Raw genomic sequence first — 22,623 nt, 5'->3', positions numbered from 1 at the left:
ATGAGACGCTGGAAACAGGTTAAGTGGGCCGAAACGGGCCAGATCACCGAGATTCTCGGATGGCCGAAGACGGGTCATGACGCCGACCCGCCCGAAGCCTTTTTCGACCGCCTGATCGAGGAGGGCCGCGACGACGACGCGGCCATGTTCCTCGGCCAGGCCTTGCCCCGCTTCGAGGTGGTCGCCTGGGCGGCCCGGACCGTTCAGGACCTGTCCTTGCCCTCCAGCGCCCATGACGCCGAAGCGCTGAAGGCGACCCTGCTGTGGTTGCAGGATCCCAGTGATGGCCGTCGCCGGGCGGCGTTCCAGATCGCGGAACAGTCCCACGGGGCCAGCCCCCAGAAGATGTGCGCCCTGGCGGCGTTCTTTTCGGGCGGTTCGGTGGCCTCGGCGGACGTCGAGCCCGTTCTGCCTCCCAAGGACACGGCCGGCGCCTTCGCGGCGGGCGCGGTGCTCACCGCCGCGACCGACAGCGGGCGCCGCGAGGAAGGCCTTCGTACGGCCCTTGCGCTCGGCGACGCGCTCGCCAGCGGCCGGGAAGCCGCACGCCCATGACGCTCGTCCTGACCATCAAGGCCCTGGATCGCCTCGACAACGGGGAAGCGGCGCGCCTGAAGCTCGACCGCCACGGCGCGCGTATCGGACGCTCGCCCCACATGGACTGGTGCCTGCCGGACCCGCGCAGCTACATCTCCTCGGCCCACTGCGAGATCCAGTATCGCGACGGCGAGTACGTGCTTGTGGATCGAAGCACCAACGGCACCTTCGTGAACCGCTCGGCGTCGCGGTTGACGGCGCCGCATCAGATCCTCGACGGCGACGTGATCCTGATCGGCCACTACGAAATCGAGGCCCGGCTGGAGCAGGGCAGGGGCCTCGGCGTCGAGGACCCTGCGCCCGCCGCGGCCTGGAGCGGCTGGGACAGCCATGGCGCGCGAGAGGTTGCGACCGATCCGGCGCGCTGGGACCAGCCGCCGCCGCGGGCGGCCATCACGGGCCAAGGGTCGGTCTCGGGCGCCTGGGCGCCGCCGCGCATGGAGACCGCGCCCCAACCCGCTTCGGCCTGGAGCCCGGCGCGATCGGAAGCGCCGCCGCCGTCGGCCTGGTCCAGCGATCCGCCGGCTCAGGCCACGCCGTCGGCGGTCGACGTCTGGGGGCAGCTGGCGGCCACCAACGAGGTCGATTGGGTCCGCGGCTTCGGCGGTCCCGCCACGCCAGCGTTCGACGCGCCGTCCTTGGCTCCGCCCTCCACGGCGCCCTGGGGCCAGACCCCCGCGCCGCCGCCCGAGCCGGCGCGGAAGGCGCGCCCGGCGCCCGTGGCGGGCGAGGGGGCCGAATGGCGGGCTTTCCTGCAGGGCGCCGGCCTGCGGTCCGAGGACTTCAGCAGTTCGCCCGTGGAGGTGCTGTCGGCGGCGGGCGGCGTCCTGCGGCGGCTCCTGGGCGGCATGGTCGTGATGATGGAGGCCAGGGCCAGGGCGAAGGCGCAGCTCGGAGCGCAGAACACCAGCCTCGAATTCGACGGCAACAATCCGCTGAAATTCACGCGGTCGGCCGACAAGGCGATGGCGCAGATGCTCAATCGGCCCGATCGCGGCTTCATGCCGGCGGACCTGGCCGTGGAGGACGCCTTCCGCGACCTGCAGGCCCATCAGCTGGCCACCCTGACGGCGATGCAGGGCGCACTGGCCGCCACGCTCGACCGTTTCTCTCCCTCGGCGATCCGGGGGCGGGCCGAGACCCGCGGACTGCTGGCCAAGATCATGCCGGGCGCGCGCGCCGCGGCGCTCTGGCAGGCTTATGAACGGGAGTTCGAGGGGGTCACGCGGGGATCGGACGAAGCCTTCATGGAGGTCTTCGCCAAGGAGTTCCGCGACGCCTACGAGCGCATCGCCGCCGACATGAAAGCCAAGCGCCGACCTTAGAGCGCGGGCCTCCTGCGGCCGGCTCAGGACAGCGCGAGCAGCGTGGTCTCGTCGCAATTGACCACGACGACACTCACATTGTCGGGCGCGCCGCGCTCCAGGCAAATTTTCACCAACTCGTCCGCGGCGGCGGTCGGGTTTCCCTGGGCCAGGATAGTCGCCAGCTCGGCGTCTGGGATCGTGCGGGTCAGGCCGTCGCTGCAGACCAGGAAGACATCCCCCACCTTGGCCTCGTCGGAAACCGCGTCCAGCTCGAGCCTGGGCGCGACGCCCACGGCGCGCGACAACACATGCGACATGGGGTGGTTTTCGGCCTCCTCGGGCGTCAGGCGCCCCGAGGTCACCATGTCCTGGACCTGCGAATGGTCGACGGTCAGCTGATAGAGTTCGCCGCCGCGCAACAGGTAGCAACGACTGTCGCCCGCCCACAGCACCACGAACCGCCGGTCGCGCAGAAGCAGGGCCACGACGGTGGATCCCATGGGCTGTCCCACCGACTTGGTCCAGATCCGCTCGTTAGCCTCGTGCACCGCCGCGGCGACGGCGGAGGCGGCGTCGTCGAAATCGGGAGGCAGGACGGCCGCCTCCAGGGTCGCGGTGATGGTCTTGGACGACCACTGGCCGTTGGCGTGGCCGCCCATGCCGTCGGCGACCGCCCACAGGCCCTGGTCCGGGCGCGCCAGCACCTGGTCCTCGTTGTCGCGCCGCACCTTCCCGGGATGGGTCAGGGTGGCGTCGTGAAACCGCAAACTCCCGTCATCCATGGACAGCTCCTATGTCGTCAAAACCTGGACTATCAGGTCGGCGGGTGGCTGGCTGGCAATCAGATCGAACGGTGAGTCCGGCAACCAGAAGCGGCCTTGCGCTTCTGCTCCGCCCTCTGATTCCAGAGTTTGAAAGATATTTTGCGCGCTGACCACCATCGCGTCGATGTCGGCGGCGTCTTCGAAGGCGCGATGAATCTGATCCTCCGCCGCCGCGGCGATCTGGTCGGTGATCGGCGCCGAAGGGGCCAGGGTGGTGTAGCCGCCCAGGACGATGATGAAGCGTCGTCCGGCAGAGTCGATGGAGGGCGCCAGCGCTCCTGTCCGCCAGCCTTCGCCAAACGGCCCGGGTCCGAACGCGAAGCGCAGCGGTGGCGCGGCGTCGTGTCGGGCTTCGAAATCCGCGCCCAGGGCGGTTCGCGCCTGCGCCAGCCCGGCGCTCGCCCAGGCGTCCCAAGCGTCTCGATCGGGACCGGAAAGACCGCGAGCCACGAAATCTCCGTGACTCGGCAGCTTGCCGAACGCAAAGGCGGACGGTGCGGTCAAAGCTTGGCTGGGCATCGGAACGACCACAGGCCGCCGCGACCGAACGGGTTCTTGTCGGACGGCAGATTGACCTTGAGGGTGAAGTACTGGGCGCCCTGGCCGAAGGTGGCCTTGATCGCGCTCGGACCGGCGTTTTCCTTCTGCGCCGCGTCCATCAGGCGGAAGAGCGCCCATGCGCCCTGGCCGTCGTAGCGCCGCACCTCCTTGGCGCCGGCATAGAGGATGAGATGGGCTTCGGGCAGGCCGGAGATCGCCCACATCACGGGCTTGGCCCCGACGCTGCTGGGTTCGAAGCGATAGGTCGCGCCACCGGCCGAGAACTCGGCCGCGGTGACCGCGCCGCCGAAGCCCGCCGCCTCGACCCGGATCGGCAGGCCGGAGGTCAGCAGATCGCGGATCTGGGCGGCCTTCTGGAACTGCTCGGCGCTGGCCGGGTCGAAAGCCGCGGCGACCGGGTCGTCCGAACGCCAGCGCCAGACGGGACCGGAGGTCAGCAGCAGGGGCTGCAGGCGATCGCGCATCAGGCTGTCGAACTGGCCGCTGAGGCCCAGGACCCGCATCATGTCGGCCGCCGTCGCGTCGTTCTGGGCCGCACCGTAGAACGGGTAGCGGTTATCGCTGACGCCGCGGCACGCGCCCGCCAGGTTGGCGGCATATTCCTGGCCGATGGCGTTCTGGGCCGAGGACACCACCGCGCCGCGACCGCTCTGGGTCGCCAGGGCGACGAAGCCCTGGAGTTGCGGCGGAGCCACGACGCTGGTGGTGGCGACCTGTCCCAGCGCCGAGGCCAGTTCGCCCTGCGTCGCGACGCCGCCCAGCCCGCCGCCGGCTATCCCCGCGGCCATGTTGGCCGAAGCCGCCTGTTTCACCGCCGCCAGAAACTCGTCGACCGGCGCGGCGCCCTTGCCGTCGCCGACATAGGTCGAGAGCGGCCGGAAGTAGTCGGAAATGGTCTTGCCGGCGTCAACGCCGCCGGAGTCCAGCACGGTCCCGCCGACGATGCGCGCGGCGGTCTTCAGCTTGCTGGGCGTCCGGACCGCCGGCGGCCTGCCGAACGTCGTGTTCTTGCGGACTTCCAGCAGCAGGACCTTCAGCGGCGACGGCGTGCGGGTGAAGGCGCCCAGGGCGGCGGGATTGGTGAAATAGTCGGCCGGCTTCAAGCCCTGGACCACGCCATCCCAGGCGGCGATGTATTCCTTAGCGTAGAGCGCCGCGACGCCGGGCTTGACCTGGGCGATCTGGCCCCGGATCGCCGCCTTGTCGGCGTCCTGGCCCATGACCCACAGGTCCTTTTCCAGGTCCGAGGCGACAGTCTGCAGTCCCGGCTGATAGGCGCGTTCGAACCCCGCGCGGGTGAAGAAGTACGGCACGCTGGCGTCCAGCACCGCATCGCCGTTCAGGAAGGCCTGGCGATCGCCGCTGGCCAGAACGCTGTCGGCGCGCCAGTCGGGCTGATCGGTCGCCGCCGCCTTCTGGCGAAGGATCGCATAGGCGCGGTCGGCCAGGGACAGGGTCTGCACCGCCGCGCGCGTCGACTCGATCAGCGCGCCGTCCAGCGGCGCCTCACGGCCAGGCCAGACACGACCCAGCTGCGGATCCGCCAGCAGGACGTCCAGGTGCTTGCCCAGTTCCTCGCGAACCTCCGCGCGGTCCGCGCCCGGCAGGGCGTTCTCTGCCCAGTCGTCGGTCACCCACGCCTTGACGGTCTTTGGATCCAGGGGGCCTTGGCCGCCCAGCATCAGATAGACCTTCAGCGGCTCGTAGACCTTCAGCGGCTCCTGGGCGTGATCTTGCATGTAGCGTTCCAGCCGCAGCAGGATGCGGGGCAGGAGGATGCGTTGCAGCGCCTCTCGATAGGCCTGGTCGGCGGCCTTGGCGTGACCGTTCTGGAACAGGCCGAACCGCATCAGCAGCGGCGGTCCGCCCTTGGCCTGGTCGCCATGGCCGCGCGGCAGGTCGCGCAGCGCCCGGATCAGCGACAGCGCCTGCTCCAGGTCCGGATCGCCTTCGCGCACCTCCACCAGATCGACGCCGGTCTCGCGGACCTCGGCGCTGACATTCTGCGCGCCGATCAGGAGCTGATCCTGCAAAGCCCTGTTCTTCGTGAAGCTGACGCCCCACAGCAGGGCGATCAGCAGGGACAGGCCGGCGACGCCCGCGACACCAGCGATCAGCGCCGTGCGGCGCCGCGCGCGAGCCGCCGGATCGCTCTGGACGAGACCCGCCTCGGCGAAGACCACCTCCTTGAGCAACCGATTGAGGAAATAGGCTCTACCGCCCTGGCCGTTCGCCCCGGAGCGCGAGACGGCGGTCGCGTCGTAGACGGCGGCGACGTCGCCCAGGATCCGGTCCAGCGGCGCGCCTTCCTGGACGCCGCTGGTCAGGTAGAAGCCGCGAAACAGCGGCGGCGCATCCTGCTCGGCCAGCAGGGCGCCGTCCAGGAACCGGCTGAGCCGGGCGCGCAACGACGCCACCTGTGATGGGAAGGCAAGGATCAGGCTGCGGCGGTGCGGATCGGTCTCCTCCTGCAGGCGCTTGGCGACGCGGTCGGCCAGGGCCTGGACGACCGCGTCGAACTGGGCCAGCACGGCGTCGAGGCTGGCCGGGGAGTCCAGCGGCGAGGTCGCGCCGAGAATGGCGCGGCGCCCCTCGACGTCGAGATCGTCGAAGAACTCGCCGAAGCCGGCCAGCAGGTCGGCCTTGGTGAAAAGCACGTAGACCGGCGCCGAAACCTCGAGCGCGCGACGCAGTTCGAGCAGGCGCCGCCGCACCGCGGCCGCGTGGTCGTCCAGTCCCGCCCGGTCAGAATTGAGAAGCTCGTCCAGGCCGATCGCCACCAGGATCCCGTTGATCGGCTGCAAGGGGCGGGTGCGGCGCAGCAGCTTGAGGAAGCTGTCCCAGCCCTTGTGGTCGACGGAGGCGTCGGAGGTCTGGGTAGTATAGCGCCCGGCGGTGTCGATCAACACGGCGTCGTCGGCGAACCAGAAGTCGAGATTGCGGGTCCCCCCAACGCCCTTGAGCGCGGCGTCCGCGAACGGAAACTGGACGCCGGATTTCAGCAGGGCGGTCGTCTTGCCCGCGCCGGGCGGGCCGATGATCACGTACCAGGGGCGGGCATAGAGGTAGTCGCGCTTGTCGCCCGTAGCGGTCTTCAGCTTGGCCAGCGCCGAACGCATGCGGCCGGCTAGCGCCTCGGCCTCGACATCGCCCGGCGAGACGGCGGCCAGTCGTGTGGCGATCTCGGCGGCCGCCCTACGGGCCTTGAGGATCCGGAGCGTGGCGAAGACGCCCCAGACGGTCGCGACGAGGACGGCGAGCAGGGTCTTGACCCACCACGGCCTTAGGAACGGCGTCACCAACGGAAGGACGAAGACCAGCAGCACCGCGACCAGGATCGCCGCGAGGCCGGTGAGCAGCCACCAGTTCAGGAAGAAGCGCTTCATCGGGGCCCTATTCGGCGCGCGGAATGACGATTTCGACCCGGCGGTTCAGCGCCTTGCCGTTGACGGTGGAATTCGACGCGATCGGCTGGCTGTCGCCGAACCCCTCGGTGCTGATGCGGCCGGAGTCGGTGATCTTGCCGCGCAGGATCCCAGCGGCGGCGTCGGCCCGCGCCTTGGACAGCGCGAAATTGTCCGGAAAGGTGACGCTGGCCAGGCGGTCAGTGTCGGCATGGCCCTCCACCCGAACCGGTCCGCGCTCGGCCTCGACGGCCGCGCCGATCCGGGCGAACAGCGCTTCGCGGCCCGGCTCCAACTTGTCGGATCCCGACTTGAACAGCTGCCCGACGGTGGTGCGCACACGGATGGACTGGCTGTCCTGCTCCACCGCCACCAGATTCTGGGCGATCTCGGGCGCTAGAAAGCCCTGGATGCGCTGCAGCTGGGTGCTGGTCGGAACCGGCGGCGCGGGCGCGACGCGCGACATCCGCAAGGGCTGGTCCGGATTGATGGCCTTCAGGGCGTTCAGCGACGGCTGCCCCGTCTGGATCAGCACCACGCGCAAAAGGATGAAGAGGGCCAGCAGAACGGCCAGGGCGATGGCGCCGGCCAGGGCCAGAGTCGCCCAGAAGCTGACGCGCGCGGCCGGCGTGGGCTGGCCGCGCCAATGCGGCGACAGCTCGGTCTGGGACAGCGCGCGGGGATGGTCCAGGGCCGCATAGACGCTGGCCATGATCTCGTGCAGGCGGCGCTTGCCGTCGGGCGCGACGCGATAGCGGCCCTCGAAGCCGGCGGCGAGGCAGGCGTGGTAGAGCTCGATCAGGTTGGCGAATTCCGCCGGCCTGGCCAGCATGTCGTCGAGCAGCCGCCAGAACCGGTCGCCGCCGATGTTCTCGTTGAAGACCTGCACGACCAGGCTGCGGCGCGCCCATTCCGCGCCGTCGGCGGCCTGACCGGGAAGGTTCTGGGCGATGTCGTCGACCGTGGCGCACACCGCATAGCGAGCCCGCTGGCGCGTCTCCGCGTCGTAGCCGGCGGCCAGGAGCGCCTGATCGAACGCCGCCACCGCAGCGGACGCCCTCTGGTGCAGCTCGGGCAGGCTGAGGTGGACGCGGCCGGACCGGACGCCGACGATCAGCGACAGCACCGGCGCGGCCGCCATCATCATCGGGTTTCGCGCTCGCGCGGCCGGCGGAGGCAGCGGAATGTCGTCATCGCGGCTGATAGCGCGACGCGGCGGAGGAGCCGACGCGAACGACGCGAACGATACCGGTTCACTGGTCGCGAAGGCGGGCGTGGACGGCGGGGAGGGGGCTCCGGACCTGCGTAGGTTCTGCAGCGGCGACGGTCGGAAGACCGTCTTGTTCGGGTTCTTCTCCTCGTCGTCGCCGGTCATCGCCCGGTCCCCTTGACGCACCAGAGTTCCAGCTTGAGGTCGGGCCATTCTCCGGCGACATGCAGGCCCAGCGCCGCGGCGTTGGCGAAGTCGCGCCAGTCGGGAACGGAGCGGTCGAGTTCGAAATAGACGTAGCCGGGGATGACGCGCAGCTGCGGCGGCGGGGTCGGCGTATGTCTCAGCGGCACGCCGGGCAGGGCGGAGTCGACGATCTCGCGCATCTTCTGGACCGCGCCGATCTTGGCGATAGCGGGGAACCGCCCGCGGATGTCGTCCAGCGACGCGCGAGCGTTGACGGCCAGATAGAAGTAGCCGGTCTTGTAGAGGTTGTGGTCGGTGATCCGGGAGGTGTAGGCGCCCGGCCCCGCGACCTGCAGCGGCAACTGGATCGCCGAACGGTCGAACACCGCCGAGAGCGCGGCCTGCAGCACCTCGAACACCGGCTCGAAGGTCAGTTGCAGCTGCTCATGAACATAGTTGGGGAAGGGCGGTGGCCGTCGGTCGGGACGCGTCAGAGTCGCCAGTTCCCCGGCCATGCCCAGGAAGGTCTCATAGAGCCGCTCGGGGTGCACGGCGGGCAGGGCGGCCAGGTGGCGCAGTTGACTGACCCATCGATTGAGCGCCTGCAAAAGCAGGAAGCTGGCGAAGGTTTCCGCCCCGCCGTCCGTGGCCTCGACCGCTCTCAGGGCCAGTTCGTCGACGCGCTGTGAGGCCCGTCCGATGATGTCGGTCAGGAAGCCTGACAGTCGCGGGCTGGCCCGGATGTCCAGGGCCGGCGGAATGTAGCGGTCATCAAAGACCACGGCGCCGTTGTGGACTTCGCGCACGCGCGCCAACCCCAGCAGCACGCGTCCATAGGTCTGGTCCTGGGTGACGCCGAACGTCAGGTTGGGACGGGCGACCTCGATGGGTTCCTGGCCGCGCTCGTCAGAAAAGGAGTCGGCGACATCCTCCTCATCGACCACATAGCGCACGGTCGCGCCGCCCCGTTCCCCTCGACTCTTGAACTCCACCGCGCCGCTCTGGCGCGCGGGAAGGGTGAGGTAGACGATTACGTCGCGGGCGTCGGGCGGTATGTCGAGCGGCGGCGGCGGAGGCAGGTCGCCAGGGATCGAGAACGGCAAGCCGTCGGGCAGGACCCCGGTCATCGATTCGATCGCGAACTTGCCCAGAGCCGCGAGGTCGGCGTTGATCTTGAGCTCCGACAGGCCCCACGGATAGGGCCGCAGGCCATTGGCGCGCGCCGCGACCAAGGCCTCCAGATAGCGATCCTGCTGCTGAAAATGCTGTTGTCGAAGGAATAGACCCTCGCGCCATGCGACGCGGCTGTCGCTCTGCATACGCTTCCCTCAACGGACTCTAGAAATACCACTTAAACACTAGTCGGCAGAGCTGAGGAAGACGCATTTGCCATCTCCAGCCCTGGTTCTCGCGCGCCTTGCGGTTATGTTTGGAGAAAGGCAAGCAACGAGAGATGGATGCGAGGCGTACGAGAAGATGAACCATCGTTCGATCCTCGCAGCTGGCGACGGAAACCTGCATCGCCGGAACCCGCGGGCTCCGATAAGTCAAGCTTGTCTGAAACAAGCTTGAGCATAAGAAATCTCGTGCTGTCGGCCATGGCGGGCGGAGCGCTGCTGGCGATCATCGCCGGGGTCGGGTGGGGCGTCTGGCGGCGCCCGGCCGCGCCCGTCCGCCCCGCCGCCGCGTCCAAGGCGCCCGTGCCCGCCGACGGATTTCACCGCACGCTGGTGATCGCCCGCGTGCAGGACCTGGCGGCGGCGCTGACCGCCGAGGGCGTCGCGACGGACCGGGCGCTGCGGTTCGGCCTTGCCGCCAACGCGAAGCTGGAAGGGGCGCCCGGCGAGCTTCGGGTCTCGCTGGCCTTTCCGGATGGCAAGGCCGACGACATCGAGGCGATCGAACTTCGGCGCCCGGACGGTTCGGGCCTTGTCATTCGCCCGGACAAGAGCGGTCGCCTGGTCGCCGAGGACCTGGCCCCGGACCTCAAGGTCCGGATCAAGGTGGTGCGCGGCGAGATGGACGCCAACAGCTTCTATTCCTCGGCGGTGGCGGCGGGCGTCGTGGATTCGTTGGTGAACGATTTCGCCGGCGCCTTCGCCTTCGATTTCGATTTCCAGCGGGAGATCCGGCCGGGCGACATTTTCGAGGCCGCGTTCGAACAGAAAGTCGACGGCCGAGGCGACGTCGTGGGTCCCGAACGACTGGTGTACGCCTCGCTGCAGACCCAGACCAAGTCCCGCGCGCTCTATCTGTTCCAACCGCCGGGCGACGCCAAGCCCAGCTGGTTCGACGGCAATGGAGCCAGCGTCGCGCGCGGGTTGATGCGTACGCCGGTTGAAGGCGCCCGCATCACGTCGAGCTTCGGCCCCCGGCTGCACCCCGTGCTGGGCTATACCCGAGTCCACAAGGGCACTGACTTCGCCGTTCCCGTGGGAACAACCGTCTATGCGTCGGGCGACGGGGTGGTGGACTTCGTGGGACCGCATGGCGGCCATGGCAACTTCGTCCGGATCCGCCACTCGCCGGAGCTCCAGACCGCCTATGCGCACCTGTCCGGCTACGCGCCCGGAGTGGTCGTGGGCGCGGCCGTGCGGCAGGGTCAGGCCATCGGGCTTTCGGGTAATACGGGCCTCTCGTCGGGACCGCACCTGCACTACGAGGTGATCGTCCGTGATGCCCAGGTCGATCCGATGACCTTCCAGACCAGCAGCCGCCGCGCCCTCAATGGCGAAGCTTTGGCGGCCTTCCGAAAGGCGCGCGACAGGTTAGACGCCCTCAGGGCGGCCCAAAACGGGTGAATCGAATAAAGGTTCCCAAGGTTAAGCTACAATATACTTGCACCACATTGCTCATGTTTACGAGCATTTACAGGAAACAACATCGCGTCATCCGGTTGATTTAGAAAGGGATTTCCTGAATTACAACAAAAGGTGGCAAAGCTGTATTGAGTAAGCTGTGCACCGACGCTAGGCTCCCGCGCAATTCAGGCCAGCGAGAAAGAGTATGATCGTCATCATCGATGGAACCGGACCTGACAACGACCAGGAGTACGCCAAGGAGATGGGGAACTCGTTCCCCAGCCAGATCGCCAAGCAAGTCGTCGGCAGCACCTATTTCCGGGGTCCCTCGCTAACCGGCAAGGAAGTATCCAGCATCGCCGATCGCGCGGTCGGCGCCGCCCAGGGCGGGTCCGGATCGGTGATCCTGGTGGGCTACAGCCGCGGCGGATGCACCGCGATCATCGCCGCCAAGCGGCTCAAGGCTCAGGGCAAGCGGGTCAAGGCCATGTTCCTGTTCGACGCGGTCGACATGCAGACCAGCGAACTGGGCCTCTCGCAGACCATTCCCGACAACGTCGATTTTGTCGCCCATGCCCGGACAGCGCGCAATTTGGCGTTCTGGATCCGGAACCCGGTCAAGTCGCGCTTCTATTTCTACAACACCGGACGCTGGCTCGACGGCGACGGGATCCTCGAGGAAAAGAAGTTCACGGGCACCCATGGCGCGGCCGGCGGCGTGCCCTGGCCCGACGTGGTCGGCGACCGGGCCTGCGCGCTGGCGGTGGCGGACTGGATGACCGGACAACTCAAGGCCAACGGCGTCGATGTAACGCTGAAGGCCTGACGCGAAGGGGCGGCCTTGGACGATCGTCGCTGACCACGGCGTTCCCGGCTAACACCAGGATAGGAATATTTTCCCATCTCGTGCAAGTCGCCATGGCTGCGTTCACTGTTCGCGGAACGCCCGGAACAGCCCGGCCCGCCGAAGTCGGCGCACATCGAGATGTAGTTGGTAGCGTCATACTACCGGGCGAAGTGAGGCCGATGTCGGCCATGACAGGCTTCTGAACATTCCGCGCGCGTGCAGTCCCGCTCGTCCGCGCAATGCAAAGGAAGTCCTCTGTCACGGCGTCGACGTCAGAGCTTGCTGGGAGGAACTCCAACGTCGATGCCGGAGGCGCGCGCCTCGTTTCTTGGACGTCGGAGAGGGTGGGGGAGCGGTAGCCCGCTCCACATCAATCCACGACCATTCGCCGCCCATGGAACGCCACGTTTGCCAACGCGAAGCGAAACAGTGGTTAGCGATTACCCCAGATCGAAACCTTGTCAATAGTATTGAAGAGTATATTTAAGAAATAACTTGAAATTCAATACGTAATTTGAACTATGAAAATACTATATTGATATGACAAAAATCATCTCCATAAACCGCACCACACAATCACATTAACATATTTCAGCTACAACGAATTGGGGATTTTTCTTGCCTCATTCGGGCAGCCATGAACGCTCCCCAACTCGCACAGCCTCTCGGTGGCCGGTGCGGGACCAAGGTCCGCAACGGGAATTCGCTGCGGCGATGAATCTTCGCGACGACGTCGGCTTCGGCGCTTGCGCACTCAGATGGCGTTGAGAATATTTTCCTATATATTTGAAAACGGATCTCACGGGAAATTGTCGCTTATCTCGAAATTCAGAGGCGATACTGACGACGCCAGCGCGCGGGCGGAGCGCCGGCTTGCCGGTGGAACACGCGTGTCAGATGGCTCTGGTCGGCGAAGCCGCAGTCGAGCGCGATGTCGGCGATCGACAGGTCGGGGTCCAGCAGCATCGTCTTGGCTTTCTCGACCCGCATCCGGCACAGCCATTGGTGCGGCGTCACGCCATAGGTCTGCTTGAACGCTCGGGCGAAATAGCTGGGCGAAAGACGGCATTCGTCGGCGATCCGGCTCAGGCGGATCGGGTCGGAGCCGCTGCTCAGCATGAACTCCTCGGCGCGCATCTGCTGCCAGCGGGCCAAGCCGCCCTTTCCGTCGCTGATCGGCCGCAGGTCGCCGTACCGCTCGATCAGGTGCGCGCCGATCGTCGCCACCAAGTAGTCAACGAACAGCGCATTGGTCTCTCGTGGACGGTTCAACGCCGGCAGCAGGGCCCGCGCCAGGTTGACGGCGACGGGATCGGCTTCGCCGGCGGGGCAGGCCAGGTCGACCAGCCGTTGACGTCCAAGATCATCGGCGATCTCCGCCAGGCCTGCGCGCGGCAGATGAATGAAGAGAAAGTCGAAGGGCGTCAGAACCTCGGCCGCGTGGTCCTCGGCCAGCGGGCGAAGGCCGATGGTGTCCGCCGCGAACACCTGGCGCCCAAGACCTCGCCCCCGGGTCACCATCTGCTGGCTGCCGGCGCCGAGATTGGCGCACAGAAGGTAGGCGTCGGCGCTGGCAGGGGCCTCAACACGGCCAAAATGGTCGGCATGATGGAACTTGCGGGTGATATGGACCGCCTGGTCTTCGCCCAGTCGCGAGGTCAGCACCTGTGGATCGCTGCAACCGTATTGACGGGCCAGGGCGCTGCGCAGATGGGCTTCTCCGGACGGCGGACTGATCGCCGCGCTCGGTTCGCGATCGCGAGGCGGCATGAAGGGATATGGACGCGAGATCGGGTTGGGGTTTCTGGCGAGCATCGGCGTTTTGGGGCTCCTGGGTCGGCGCCAGGAACGCAAGCCGACGGAAAAACCGTACGCGGGCGCGAAACTTTCTTGAGACGGCGAGTCTGGCCGGCTTGGAGGCGTGAGTGGAGTTCGGAGCGTGGCGGTCGAGGCGCTGGAGGCGAGCGCCCCTGGCGGTGGCGCTCGGCGCCGCGGCCGCGAGCGCGCACGCCGCCGCGCCCGGCGCCAACCTGGATCTGCCCGCCCAGTCGCTGTCGATCACGCTCAACCAGGTCGCGCGGACGGGGGCGGCCGAGCTGATCTTCGATCGCGCCGTGACCGACGGTCGGCGCGCGCCGCGGCTGAGCGGGCGGTTCACGACACAGCAGGCGCTGGCTGCGGCGCTGGCCGGCTCGGGCCTGACCTATCGCCGCACGATCGACGGCGCCTTCGTCGTCAGCCAGGCCGGTCCGGGACCTTCGGCGGAACAGCTGGCGGTCGATCCCGGCGACGGCGCGGTTTCCGAGCTGCTGGTCCTGGGTCGTCGCAACCTCAACACCGGCATCCGCCGCAGCCGCGACGACATCCAACCCTACGACGTCGCCGACAGCGAAACCCTGGCGCGTTCGGGCGCGGAGACCCTCGAAGACTTCATGCGCGCGCGCATGCCGGCCAATGCTCAGGCGGCCGCCAACATTCAGGCTCCGAGCGCCAACCTCGCCTCGACCCGTTCACAGATCGATCTATTGGGCCTGGGCGGCAATCAGACGCTCGTCCTCGTCGACGGACGGCGGCTGCCCAGCCTGCCGGACGGCCAGGGCGTGCTGGCCAGGTTCGTTCAGCCCGATCTCAACGGCCTTCCGCTGGCCGCGATCGACCGGGTCGAGGTGCTGACCGCGACGGCGGGGGCGATCTACGGTCCGGGGGCGACCGGCGGCGTGGTCAATGTCATCCTCAAGCGGGACTATAATGACCAGTCGGTCGGCCTGAGCCAGGGCCTGAGCGCTCGAGGCGATGCGCCGCAGACGCGGTTCGGCGGGCATCTGGGCGTCTCGTCCGCCGATGGCCGATCGTCGCTGTCGCTGACCCTGGGACTGTCCCGCGCCGAGGGCCTACGCTTTGGCGATCGCGACTATGTCGAGCGGGGGCGGACCCTGCGCCTGGGCCAGGGCGTGCAATCGGTGCTCGACATCCCTGTCGGCTCCGACGTCAACGTCTACGGCTTCGGCGCTCCACTGGTCCTCGACGCCGCCCGTGGCGGCCAGGCGCTAGGTTCGACCAAGACGCATTTTTCCGCTCAGGGGTTCACGACGGCCGAAGTCCTGGCCAATGCGGGGACGCTGGACCTTGGCCTGTCGGGAGACGCCTTCGGCCGACGTCAGAGCCTGTTGACCGACACACAGACCGCCTCGTTCATTCTCAGCGGTCGCCATCAGTTCGGCGCCGTCGAGGCGTTCTTCGACTACCTGCATGTCGACGACCAAGGCCGCGCCATCGCCCCGGCCGGGGAGGCGATGATCGGCCCCATCGCCGGCAGCAGCGACAACAACCCCTTCGAGCAAACGGTGGTGGTCGTCTTCCCGCTGGGTTGGGAGGGGCCTGTCCTCAATCGCACGCTGACGCGCCGGGGCACGGCGGGATTGATCGCGCGCCTATCCGCGGGCTGGATGGCCAGCGCCGACTACAGCCTGAGCCTTTCGACCCTGCGGCTGGAGGACGATCGGCGGCAACCGAACATCTATGCCGGTATTGTGGCGGCTCTGGACATGCCGCTGCTCTACGGCACACCGGCGATCTCGCCGTTTTGGTCCGGCGCCGATTTCCTAAAGGCCTACGGAAGCTATCGCCAGCCCGGCGGCTATCTGATCAAGCAGCAGGATCGGCTGCAGGACTTCAATCTGCGGGCCTCGGGTCCGCTGCTGCGATTGCCGGGCGGGCCGTTGACCATGACCGTTCTGGCCGAAGCCCGAACCGAGCGCGCGCCCTTGGGCGCTCGCCTGGGCTACAGCTACTTGCCAGACGCCTTCGCGCATACCCTGACGCCGGGTCTGGAGCAGACCAATGGCTCGCTCTACGCCGAATGGCGCGCGCCCCTGGTCTCGGCCCAGGCCAAGGGGCCGTGGCGAGGCCTGGAGGCGCAACTGTCGGTGCGCACCGACCGCTATCGCCTGCGCGTTCCTCAGTATCTGGACGAAGCGATCGCCGAACTGGGCGTCGGCGTCCTGAAGGCGTCGGACACGGTCATCGCCACGACGCTCGGCTTTCGCAGCTTTCTTCGCCCCGATCTGATGCTCCGCGCCAGCTATGCCGACGGCTTCCTCCCGCCCACCGCCGAGCAGATCAACTACCGCGTGATAAACTGGTCGGGGCGCTACTTTTGGGCCCAAGACCCCAAGCGCGGCGGCGCGGATCTCGGGGTCGACGGAAACTTCGACCTGATCGCGGGCGGGTCCGAGCGGCTAAAGGCCGAGAAAGCCCGCACCCTGGCCGCGGGGCTGGTGTTTACGCCCCAGGCGACGCCAGGCTTGCGGCTCTCGATCGACTATCTGCGGACGGACAAGTCGCGCGAGGTGACAACCTACGCTTCCAACGATCCGGGCTATTTCGTTGCGCGTGAAGCCCTCTATCCCGACCGGATCACGCGCCTGCCGCTCACCGACGCGGACCGCGCCCTGGGCTACACGGGCGGGGTCATTACGAAGGTCGACGCCTCGGCCCTCAATGTCGGGCGTTCAGTCATCGAATCCGTCGATGTCAGCCTCGACTATCGTCATGAGTTGGGCGGCGACGCGGCCCTGCGGATCTATCTGCGCTACACTTGGCAACCCAGCTACCGGCGGCGCGACGATCCGGCCGGAGCCTGGTACGAGACCGCCGGCTACCGGGACGGGCCGTTGGCCCATCGCGGCAATCTGGGCGTCGAGTGGACCAAGGGCGACCTGACGCTGGAGCTCAATGGCCAATATTACGGGCGATCAAAGGTGGCGCGGTCCGGCTTCGCGCACCTGGACAGCGCCGACCTGATCGCCAAACAGCAGTCCGACACCCTTCCCGCCCAGGTCTATACCGACGCCATGGTGAACTACGTCTTCGGGGCGGACGGGCGCACCCGCCTGCAACTGGCTGTGCGAGATCTTCTGGACGCCCGTGCGCCGATCGACGCCAACTCCGAACTTGGCTACAGCACCTATGGCGACCCGCGCGGACGTCGCTTCGAACTGACGCTAGCCCGCCGGTTCTGACGCCTCTGCACCGGCCCGCAGCTCCAGCCCCCCGGCGACGCGCGTCGCGTGGATGGGCAACAGGGCCGAGGTCGTGCGGACGAACCGCTCGGCATCGCCCAGCTTGAAGCGCCCACTGATTTTCAGGCCCGCCGTGTGGGGATCGCGCACGGTCAGGGTCGGACCGCCATATCGGTTCATCTCCGCGACCGCCTCACCCAAGGGCGTGTCGGAGAACTCGATGAAACCCTGCCGCCAGGCCAGGGCCTGGTCGGTGTCCACGGCTTCGACGACGCCCGGACGACCTGGCTTGAGGGTCAGCCTTTGGCCCGGCGCCAGGTCGTAGCGTGGAGGCGCGCCCGACGGCCCGACGGCCACCCGCCCCTGGACGAGCGTGACCCGAACGCCCGCGGGGTCCAGCCGCGCCGCGAAGGCCGTGCCGCGATCCACGATGGTCTGGTCGGCGACGTCGAGAGCGAAGGGGCGGCGCGGGTCGGCGGCGACCGTAACGAACGCCTGGCCGCGCACGAGGCGCAAGCGTCGTTCGCGCCCGGTGAACGCCAGGTCGACGGCGCTGTCGGTGTCCAGTTCCAGGCGCGTCCCGTCGGGCAGTTGCGTGACCAGCCTGGCGCCCTTGGCGCTGACGAGGTCCGCCGCACCGTAACGCGCCGTCGGGTCGACGGCGGCGATCCTTCGGCCCGAGGTCTCGGAGTCCGGCGGGCCATGCAGACGCCAGGCCAGGAAGCCGCCGCCGATGATCGCGACTAGGCAGGCGGCGATCGCCATCCTGGGCCAGGGATCGGGCCGGGCGGCCAAGGCCTCGGCGCGCAGGGCCGAGAGCAGCGGATCATCGGCCACGGGATGGGCGGCGTCCTCCCAAAGCCGTTGAGCCCGTGACCAGGCCTGACGGTGGGTGTCGGATTCGTCGAGCCAGGCGACGAAGTCGGGATCCTCGGCCGCTTGCGGCGACGCATCGTGACGAGCAAGCCAGGCGGCCGCCGCCTCATCGGGGGACAACGCCACGAGGTGGAGTTTGCGGCCAGCCATCACGAACCTTCGCCGCTGGAGAGAATGTGGCGCGCGGCGCGCTGAATATGTTTTTCGACCGTGCTCAGGGAAAGGCCCAGCCTGCGGGCGATCTCCTGGTGCGGCAAGCCTTCCAGCCGGCGCAGGATGAAGATCGTCCGGGTCCGTTCCGGCATCTGCAGGATCACGCGCGTCATCGACCGCAGGGCTTCCTGGCCCAGGACGGTGCGCTCGGGGTCAAGGCTCGTCTGGATGTGCAGGTCCGGATCGAAGGACTGGTGGCGGTCGGTCGCCCGCACCTTGCGGCGGCGAAAGCGATCCTTCAGGACGCTGGCGGCCGTCTCGAAGACATAGCCTTCGTATCGATCGAGATCGGCGTTGTCGCCGCGTCTCACGATCCGCAGGAAGACATCCTGGACCAGATCCTCGATGTCGTTCGCGCCGGGCAGGCGGCGCTGGAAATATCGCGCCAGGGCGCCGCGCAAGGTGATCGAGCGTGCGGCCAGATCCGGCGCGGCGTCGTGGGTAGGCTCCTGCTGGCGATCCCCGTCCATCGGCCGGCACCATGCGATGATTTGCCAGCGGGAGGAAGAGCGGCGCGAGGCGCAGACGCTTGAAATCAATTCAGATTGTTGAGGTGTCGCGCTTGACGAGTATCGACGCCCGACAATTGGCGCGGCTTGCGACCGAAGGCTGTGCTGGGCTTCCATAGGACTCACCCTGACCTTTGAAGACGCCAGGTCGCTAGCCTGGGTCAAAAGCGGTACTGGATAATCGCCATGGCGAAGTTCACGTCCTTGCCGCCGATCGCAGTCACGGCGGCTGCGGCGTCCTGATGCAGCGCTTGCAGCTGAAGCTTGAGGTTACGGTCGACCTGCCATCCGGCGTCCAACTGTATCCCATCGCTGACCGCCCGCGACCTGTTGGTTCCGGCCGGGACGAGCGGCGTCGAAGGTTGAAGGTAGATCGCGTCGTCGCCGGTCTGTCGGCGGCGGATCAGGTAGCTGAGCTCCAGGCTGACGTCGCGGGTTGGCGACAGACCCAGGCTGGGACGCAGGGCGACCAGGTTGCTCCAACTGGTCAGGCCGGTCTCGTTGAAATAGGCGCCCTTGGGAAACAGCGGATTGAAGGTCTGGAGCCTGCCGTCGGCGGCGTCGGCGTCGCCCGAGCCGGCGTCGAACCTCAGCCCAAGGCGTGGCGCCCAGGGGCGGGCCAGGGTGTAGCCGCCGCCGACACCGCCGCCCCAGGCCCGGATGTCGCGGCCGGCGAACCGTCCTCCCTGGATCATGCCCTCGACCTCGTAGTCGAGGGGGCCGTGCTTGCCCGCCAGGCGCGCACCGAAGCTCGACCGCCGCTCGTCGCCGCGCACGGCTCCGAACCGGACGCCGTCACGGTCCAGTTCAAGGGCGTAGAGATCGAGGGCCACCGCTTTGCTCAGCGTCCTGGAGGCGTACACGCCGTAGAAGCGCTGATCCATGTTGCGACTGTCGTCGAAGGCGCCCGTCTGGATCACGACCGGGCGCAGATAGAAGGCGTCCAGCCGCAGGCCCGCGGTCTGGCGCGTGATGCGGACGCCGTCGAAACTCTGGCGGATGTTGGGACCTTCACGCACCGAGACGAAGCGTTGGGTAGGGCTGAGCGACACCTCCTGCCGGCCCAGGCGCAACCGCCAGTGGCGCGCCGCGTCGGGCGTCAAGTCGATGAAAGCCACCTGGGCGTCCAGGCCGTCACGATCGCTGACCGCCGGCGGGGCCTTCTTGTTGATGTCGCGATGCAGGCCCAGTTCGCTATAGATCCGCACGCGCGACCCCAGATGCAGGTCGGTGCTGACCAGGGCGCGGGCCAGGCCATAGACATCGGACGGTTCGCCGCCGATCCCGAAACGCGGGGCGTCGAAGGCGTCGATCCGCAAGCGGGCCTCGCCGCCCAGGGAGAAGTAGACGTCCGGGTCATCGTTCAGCGGAATGTAGCGCAGCCGGTCGCCGGGCGTCGCGGGCGGCTGGTCTGCGAGATAGCGATAGGTCTCGTCCGAACGGATGAGCTTGAACGCCGGAGGCTCGGCGGCCCGGGCGAAGCCGCCGGCGCCCAGCGCCGCGCCGAGCGTGAGCGCGGAGAGCGCGCGTCTCATGCCCTGGCCTCTGTGACGGGGTTGAACAACAGCATGGCCAGGACGGCGGCGACTCCGGCCAGGACGCACCAGAAGCCCGCCACGGCGAAGCCAACCCCGCCGGCGATCGCGCCGCCGGTGAAGGCCAGCACGGGCGGCAGCATCTTGCGGATGCGGGCCTTGACCTCGTCGGCGGGCGCGTCGCGCTCGGTCAGGCCGACCAGGTCCAGGACGATCTGGGTGACGTTGCCGGTCATCACCGTGGTCGGCGACAGGTGCGTGAAGACGGTGCGGGAGGCCGCGTTCTGCACGCCCATGGCCAGCACGCCGGTCAGGCCGGTCAGGATGGCGGCCGGCTGGTCGCCGCCGGTGAACGGGGCCAGGGTCAGGCCAGCGACCATGAAGGCGGCCAGCAGCAGAGCCTGGACGATCAGCAGCGGCCTGACGGCCGAGCGCTGGGTCTTGCGGCAATGGCGCAGGAACAGGCTCGTCAGGGCCACCGCGACGATGAAGGTCGGCAGGGCCAGCAGTTTGGCGATGATCCCCGAATGATGGGTGACGATCGCCGCGCCGATCAGCACGAAGTTGCCGGTGACATGGGCGGTGAACAGGCCAAACAGCCCCACGAACCCCACAGTATCGACAAAGCCGGCCGTGAACGCCGCCAGGGCGGCGGTGGCGGTGCTTCCTTTCGGAGGGGGTGGCGTCATTCCGATTTCCGATCTCGCTCGACCAGGATCGCCGCCAGCATGAAGCCGCCGATCAGGCCGATGTGCTCCAGAAAGGTGTTGAGCGCATGGAAACGCTCCATGGGGTCCGAGACGATCCAGAAGGGATGAGCGATCAGGGTGGCTATGGCGGTGAACACCGCCAGGGCGCCGGCCGCAAGCCAGGTGGCGCGACCGAAGATCACCGCCGCCGAACCGCCCAGTTGGACCAGCACGGTGGCGACGACGGTCAGCCAGGCCGGCCGCAGTCCGAAGTGCGCGGCCTCGGCCAGAGCGCCGTGCAGGTCGGCGATCTTGCTCAGGCCGCTCCACCAGTAGGGCAGGGTGAGCAGCCCCCGGGCCAGGATCGAGAGCCCGGGGGATCTCAGCAGGGCCGCGATCGGCGTGGGCGTGGTCATGTTCATACCGCCCAGCAGCCGCAACCGAACGCGCCCCAGAAGGAGCGGGCGTCGGAAGTCGGCGCCTCGCCCCCCAGGGCGGCGGCGTGGTCGTGGCCGTGGACGCCGCAGCCGTTGGCGCAGCCGCAAGCCGAGGCCAGGGCCCTGGCGTGAGACTTCGAACGATCCTGGTAGCCGCCGAAGGTGCGCACCGGCGACCAATCGGGCATGGGCGGGGGCAGGGACGGGGCCAGCTTGGAATAGTCCCCCTCGCCATGCACCACCTTGCCGCCCAGCAGGGTCAGGACCGAGCCCAGGTGCGGGATCTCCTCTTCGGGCACGCGCAGATAATCGGCGCTGAGCACCGCCAGATCGGCCAGCTGGCCGACGGCGATCTGGCCCTTCGAGCCTTCCTCATTCGAGAACCAGGTGTTGGCCGTGGTCCACAGGCGCAGCGCTTCTTCCCGGTCCAGGCGGTTGGCCGGCGGATAGAGGCGCGTGCCGCCCACGGTCTTGCCGGTGACCAGCCAGTTCAGGGAAACCCAAGGGTTGTAGCTGGCCACCCGCGTGGCGTCGGTGCCGGCACCGACCGGGATTCCGGCCGCCAGCATCCTGTTGATCGGCGGCGTCGCTTCGGCCGCCTTGGCGCCGTAGCGGTCGATGAAGTACTCGCCCTGGAAAGCCATGCGGTGCTGCACGGCGATGCCGCCGCCGAGGGCCGCGATGCGGTCGATGTTGCGCTCGCTGATCGTCTCGGCGTGGTCGAAGAACCAATGCAGGCCGTCGAACGGGACGTCCTTGTTGACCGTCTCGAAGACGTCCAGCGCCCGATCAATGGTCTGGTCATAGGTGGCGTGCAGCCGCCAGGGCCAGCGCTGCTCGGCCAGCAGGCGGATCACCGGTTCGAGATCGCTCTCCATGTTGGGCGGCATCTCGGGCCGCTCGACGCGGAAGTCCTCGAAGTCGGCGGCGCTGTAAACCAGCATCTCGCCCGCACCGTTATGGCGGTACTTGTCGTCGCCCTGCCCCGGCTTGATCTGCTTGGACCACGACTGGAAGTCCGACAGCTCCGCCTTTGGCTTCTGGGTGAACAGGTTGTAGCTGATGCGCAGGGTCAGCTGGTCGTCGGCATGCAGCTTTTCGACGATCGCGTAGTCGTCGGGATAGTTCTGGAAGCCGCCGCCAGCGTCGATCACCCCGGTCACGCCCAGCCGGTTCATCTCGCGCATGAAGTGGCGGGTGGAGTTGAGCTGGTACTCGGGCGGCAGCTTGGGCCCCTTGGCCAGGGTGGCGTAGAGGATGGTGGCGTTGGGCTGGGCCAGCAGCAGGCCGGTCGGCTCGCCCGAGGCGTCGCGCTGGATCTCGCCGCCCGGCGGGTTGGGCGTGTCCTTGGTGTAGCCGACGGCGCGCAGGGCGGCGCGGTTGAGGAGGGCGCGGTCGTAGAGGTGGAGGATGAACACCGGCGTCTCGGGCGCGGCGGCGTTGATCTCGTCCAGGGTCGGCAGGCGCTTCTCGGCGAACTGGTGCTCGGTGAAGCCGCCCACCACCCGCACCCACTGCGGCGGCGGGGTGTTGGCGGCCTGCTTCTTGAGCATGGCCATGGCGTCGGCCAGGGTCGGCACGCCGTCCCAGCGCAGCTCCATGTTGT

Annotated in this window: 17 protein-coding genes; 5 read left to right on the top strand and 12 right to left on the bottom strand. The window is 68.1% G+C overall.

Annotation, left to right across the window (positions count from 1 at the left end; genetic code table 11):
* Window positions 1-555 carry a DUF6931 family protein gene (locus tag BM066_RS14895; protein WP_089929174.1) on the top strand — a complete coding sequence of 185 codons (555 nt, stop codon included), beginning with the start codon at window positions 1-3 and terminating at the stop codon, window positions 553-555.
* Window positions 552-1,922, top strand: a complete 1,371-nt coding sequence (gene tagH / locus BM066_RS14890; RefSeq protein ID WP_089929171.1) for a type VI secretion system-associated FHA domain protein TagH — start codon at window positions 552-554, stop codon at window positions 1,920-1,922. Before BM066_RS14895 ends, tagH begins: the two co-directional genes overlap by 4 nt.
* Before the next feature lie 23 nt (window positions 1,923-1,945).
* Here tagH and BM066_RS14885 read toward each other — a convergent pair whose 3' ends face one another.
* The 5 genes from BM066_RS14885 to tssK are packed head-to-tail and all read right to left on the bottom strand — an operon-like array spanning window position 1,946 to window position 9,408.
* Window positions 1,946-2,686 (bottom strand): PP2C family protein-serine/threonine phosphatase, encoded by a 741-nt coding sequence (locus tag BM066_RS14885; RefSeq protein WP_255367599.1) that lies wholly within the window; start codon window positions 2,684-2,686, stop codon window positions 1,946-1,948.
* A 9-nt stretch (window positions 2,687-2,695) separates the two neighbouring features.
* Entirely contained in the window at window positions 2,696-3,247 is a 552-nt protein-coding gene (gene tagF / locus BM066_RS14880) for a type VI secretion system-associated protein TagF (RefSeq protein WP_089929164.1), read from the bottom strand.
* On the bottom strand, window positions 3,229-6,675 hold the full coding sequence (gene tssM, locus BM066_RS14875) for a type VI secretion system membrane subunit TssM (RefSeq protein WP_089929162.1): 3,447 nt from the start codon (window positions 6,673-6,675) through the stop codon (window positions 3,229-3,231). The genes tagF and tssM overlap by 19 nt, the downstream gene beginning before the upstream one ends.
* A gap of 7 nt (window positions 6,676-6,682) precedes the next feature.
* Window positions 6,683-8,068 carry a type IVB secretion system protein IcmH/DotU gene (gene icmH, locus BM066_RS14870; protein ID WP_089929160.1) on the bottom strand — a complete coding sequence of 462 codons (1,386 nt, stop codon included), beginning with the start codon at window positions 8,066-8,068 and terminating at the stop codon, window positions 6,683-6,685.
* Window positions 8,065-9,408 carry a type VI secretion system baseplate subunit TssK gene (gene tssK, locus BM066_RS14865; protein WP_089929157.1) on the bottom strand — a complete coding sequence of 448 codons (1,344 nt, stop codon included), beginning with the start codon at window positions 9,406-9,408 and terminating at the stop codon, window positions 8,065-8,067. The genes icmH and tssK overlap by 4 nt, the downstream gene beginning before the upstream one ends.
* A 138-nt stretch (window positions 9,409-9,546) precedes the next feature.
* Between tssK and BM066_RS14860 the strand changes: the two genes are divergently transcribed.
* Window positions 9,547-10,890: a peptidoglycan DD-metalloendopeptidase family protein gene (locus tag BM066_RS14860; protein ID WP_089929155.1), complete on the top strand. Its 1,344-nt coding sequence runs from the start codon at window positions 9,547-9,549 to the stop codon at window positions 10,888-10,890.
* A gap of 205 nt (window positions 10,891-11,095) precedes the next feature.
* Window positions 11,096-11,716, top strand: coding sequence for a thioesterase domain-containing protein (locus BM066_RS14855; RefSeq protein WP_089929153.1), 621 nt, complete (start codon window positions 11,096-11,098; stop codon window positions 11,714-11,716).
* A gap of 849 nt (window positions 11,717-12,565) precedes the next feature.
* On the opposite strand, the gene BM066_RS14850 is transcribed toward BM066_RS14855, so the two are convergent.
* Entirely contained in the window at window positions 12,566-13,552 is a 987-nt protein-coding gene (locus BM066_RS14850) for a helix-turn-helix transcriptional regulator (protein WP_089929151.1), read from the bottom strand.
* Between the two features lie 161 nt (window positions 13,553-13,713).
* Between BM066_RS14850 and BM066_RS14845 the strand changes: the two genes are divergently transcribed.
* Window positions 13,714-16,758: a TonB-dependent receptor plug domain-containing protein gene (locus tag BM066_RS14845; protein WP_177218464.1), complete on the top strand. Its 3,045-nt coding sequence runs from the start codon at window positions 13,714-13,716 to the stop codon at window positions 16,756-16,758.
* On the opposite strand, the gene BM066_RS14840 is transcribed toward BM066_RS14845, so the two are convergent.
* The 6 genes from BM066_RS14840 to BM066_RS14815 all read right to left on the bottom strand — a co-directional run.
* Complete coding sequence (locus BM066_RS14840) at window positions 16,741-17,784, bottom strand: FecR family protein (protein ID WP_089929147.1); 1,044 nt, start codon at window positions 17,782-17,784, stop codon at window positions 16,741-16,743. The genes BM066_RS14845 and BM066_RS14840 overlap by 18 nt on opposite strands.
* A complete protein-coding gene (locus BM066_RS14835; protein ID WP_089929144.1) occupies window positions 17,784-18,473 on the bottom strand; it encodes an RNA polymerase sigma factor in 690 nt (229 codons plus the stop codon). Before BM066_RS14835 ends, BM066_RS14840 begins: the two co-directional genes overlap by 1 nt.
* A gap of 44 nt (window positions 18,474-18,517) precedes the next feature.
* Entirely contained in the window at window positions 18,518-19,891 is a 1,374-nt protein-coding gene (locus BM066_RS14830; RefSeq protein ID WP_089929142.1) for an alginate export family protein, read from the bottom strand.
* The gene (locus BM066_RS14825; RefSeq protein ID WP_089929140.1) at window positions 19,888-20,580 is read right to left on the bottom strand and encodes a YoaK family protein; all 693 of its coding nucleotides are present in this window, start codon (window positions 20,578-20,580) and stop codon (window positions 19,888-19,890) included. The genes BM066_RS14830 and BM066_RS14825 overlap by 4 nt, the downstream gene beginning before the upstream one ends.
* Window positions 20,577-20,996 carry a DoxX family protein gene (locus BM066_RS14820; protein WP_255367597.1) on the bottom strand — a complete coding sequence of 140 codons (420 nt, stop codon included), beginning with the start codon at window positions 20,994-20,996 and terminating at the stop codon, window positions 20,577-20,579. Before BM066_RS14820 ends, BM066_RS14825 begins: the two co-directional genes overlap by 4 nt.
* Window positions 20,997-20,998: 2 nt before the next feature.
* The coding region (locus tag BM066_RS14815) for an amidohydrolase (protein WP_089929135.1) at window positions 20,999-22,623 on the bottom strand (1,625 nt) is incomplete at its 5' end.

It is taken from the genome of Caulobacter sp. UNC279MFTsu5.1, from assembly GCF_900114015.1.
Taxonomy (GTDB): Bacteria; Pseudomonadota; Alphaproteobacteria; order Caulobacterales; family Caulobacteraceae; genus Caulobacter.
This window is presented reverse-complemented; position numbering and strand designations above follow the sequence as displayed.

Excerpts from the sequence above, each read along its gene's own strand:
- BM066_RS14840 (WP_089929147.1), bottom strand. The coding sequence starts at position 17,784 with ATGGCTGGCCGCAAACTCCACCTCGTGGCGTTGTCCCCCGATGAGGCG.
- tagH (WP_089929171.1), top strand. The coding sequence starts at position 552 with ATGACGCTCGTCCTGACCATCAAGGCCCTGGATCGCCTCGACAACGGG.
- tssM (WP_089929162.1), bottom strand. The coding sequence starts at position 6,675 with ATGAAGCGCTTCTTCCTGAACTGGTGGCTGCTCACCGGCCTCGCGGCG.
- tagF (WP_089929164.1), bottom strand. The coding sequence starts at position 3,247 with ATGCCCAGCCAAGCTTTGACCGCACCGTCCGCCTTTGCGTTCGGCAAG.
- BM066_RS14855 (WP_089929153.1), top strand. The coding sequence starts at position 11,096 with ATGATCGTCATCATCGATGGAACCGGACCTGACAACGACCAGGAGTAC.
- BM066_RS14820 (WP_255367597.1), bottom strand. The coding sequence starts at position 20,996 with ATGACCACGCCCACGCCGATCGCGGCCCTGCTGAGATCCCCCGGGCTC.
- BM066_RS14825 (WP_089929140.1), bottom strand. The coding sequence starts at position 20,580 with ATGACGCCACCCCCTCCGAAAGGAAGCACCGCCACCGCCGCCCTGGCG.
- BM066_RS14860 (WP_089929155.1), top strand. The coding sequence starts at position 9,547 with ATGCGAGGCGTACGAGAAGATGAACCATCGTTCGATCCTCGCAGCTGG.
- tssK (WP_089929157.1), bottom strand. The coding sequence starts at position 9,408 with ATGCAGAGCGACAGCCGCGTCGCATGGCGCGAGGGTCTATTCCTTCGA.
- BM066_RS14895 (WP_089929174.1), top strand. The coding sequence starts at position 1 with ATGAGACGCTGGAAACAGGTTAAGTGGGCCGAAACGGGCCAGATCACC.
- icmH (WP_089929160.1), bottom strand. The coding sequence starts at position 8,068 with ATGACCGGCGACGACGAGGAGAAGAACCCGAACAAGACGGTCTTCCGA.
- BM066_RS14835 (WP_089929144.1), bottom strand. The coding sequence starts at position 18,473 with ATGGAAGCCCAGCACAGCCTTCGGTCGCAAGCCGCGCCAATTGTCGGG.
- BM066_RS14850 (WP_089929151.1), bottom strand. The coding sequence starts at position 13,552 with ATGCTCGCCAGAAACCCCAACCCGATCTCGCGTCCATATCCCTTCATG.
- BM066_RS14830 (WP_089929142.1), bottom strand. The coding sequence starts at position 19,891 with ATGAGACGCGCGCTCTCCGCGCTCACGCTCGGCGCGGCGCTGGGCGCC.
- BM066_RS14885 (WP_255367599.1), bottom strand. The coding sequence starts at position 2,686 with ATGGATGACGGGAGTTTGCGGTTTCACGACGCCACCCTGACCCATCCC.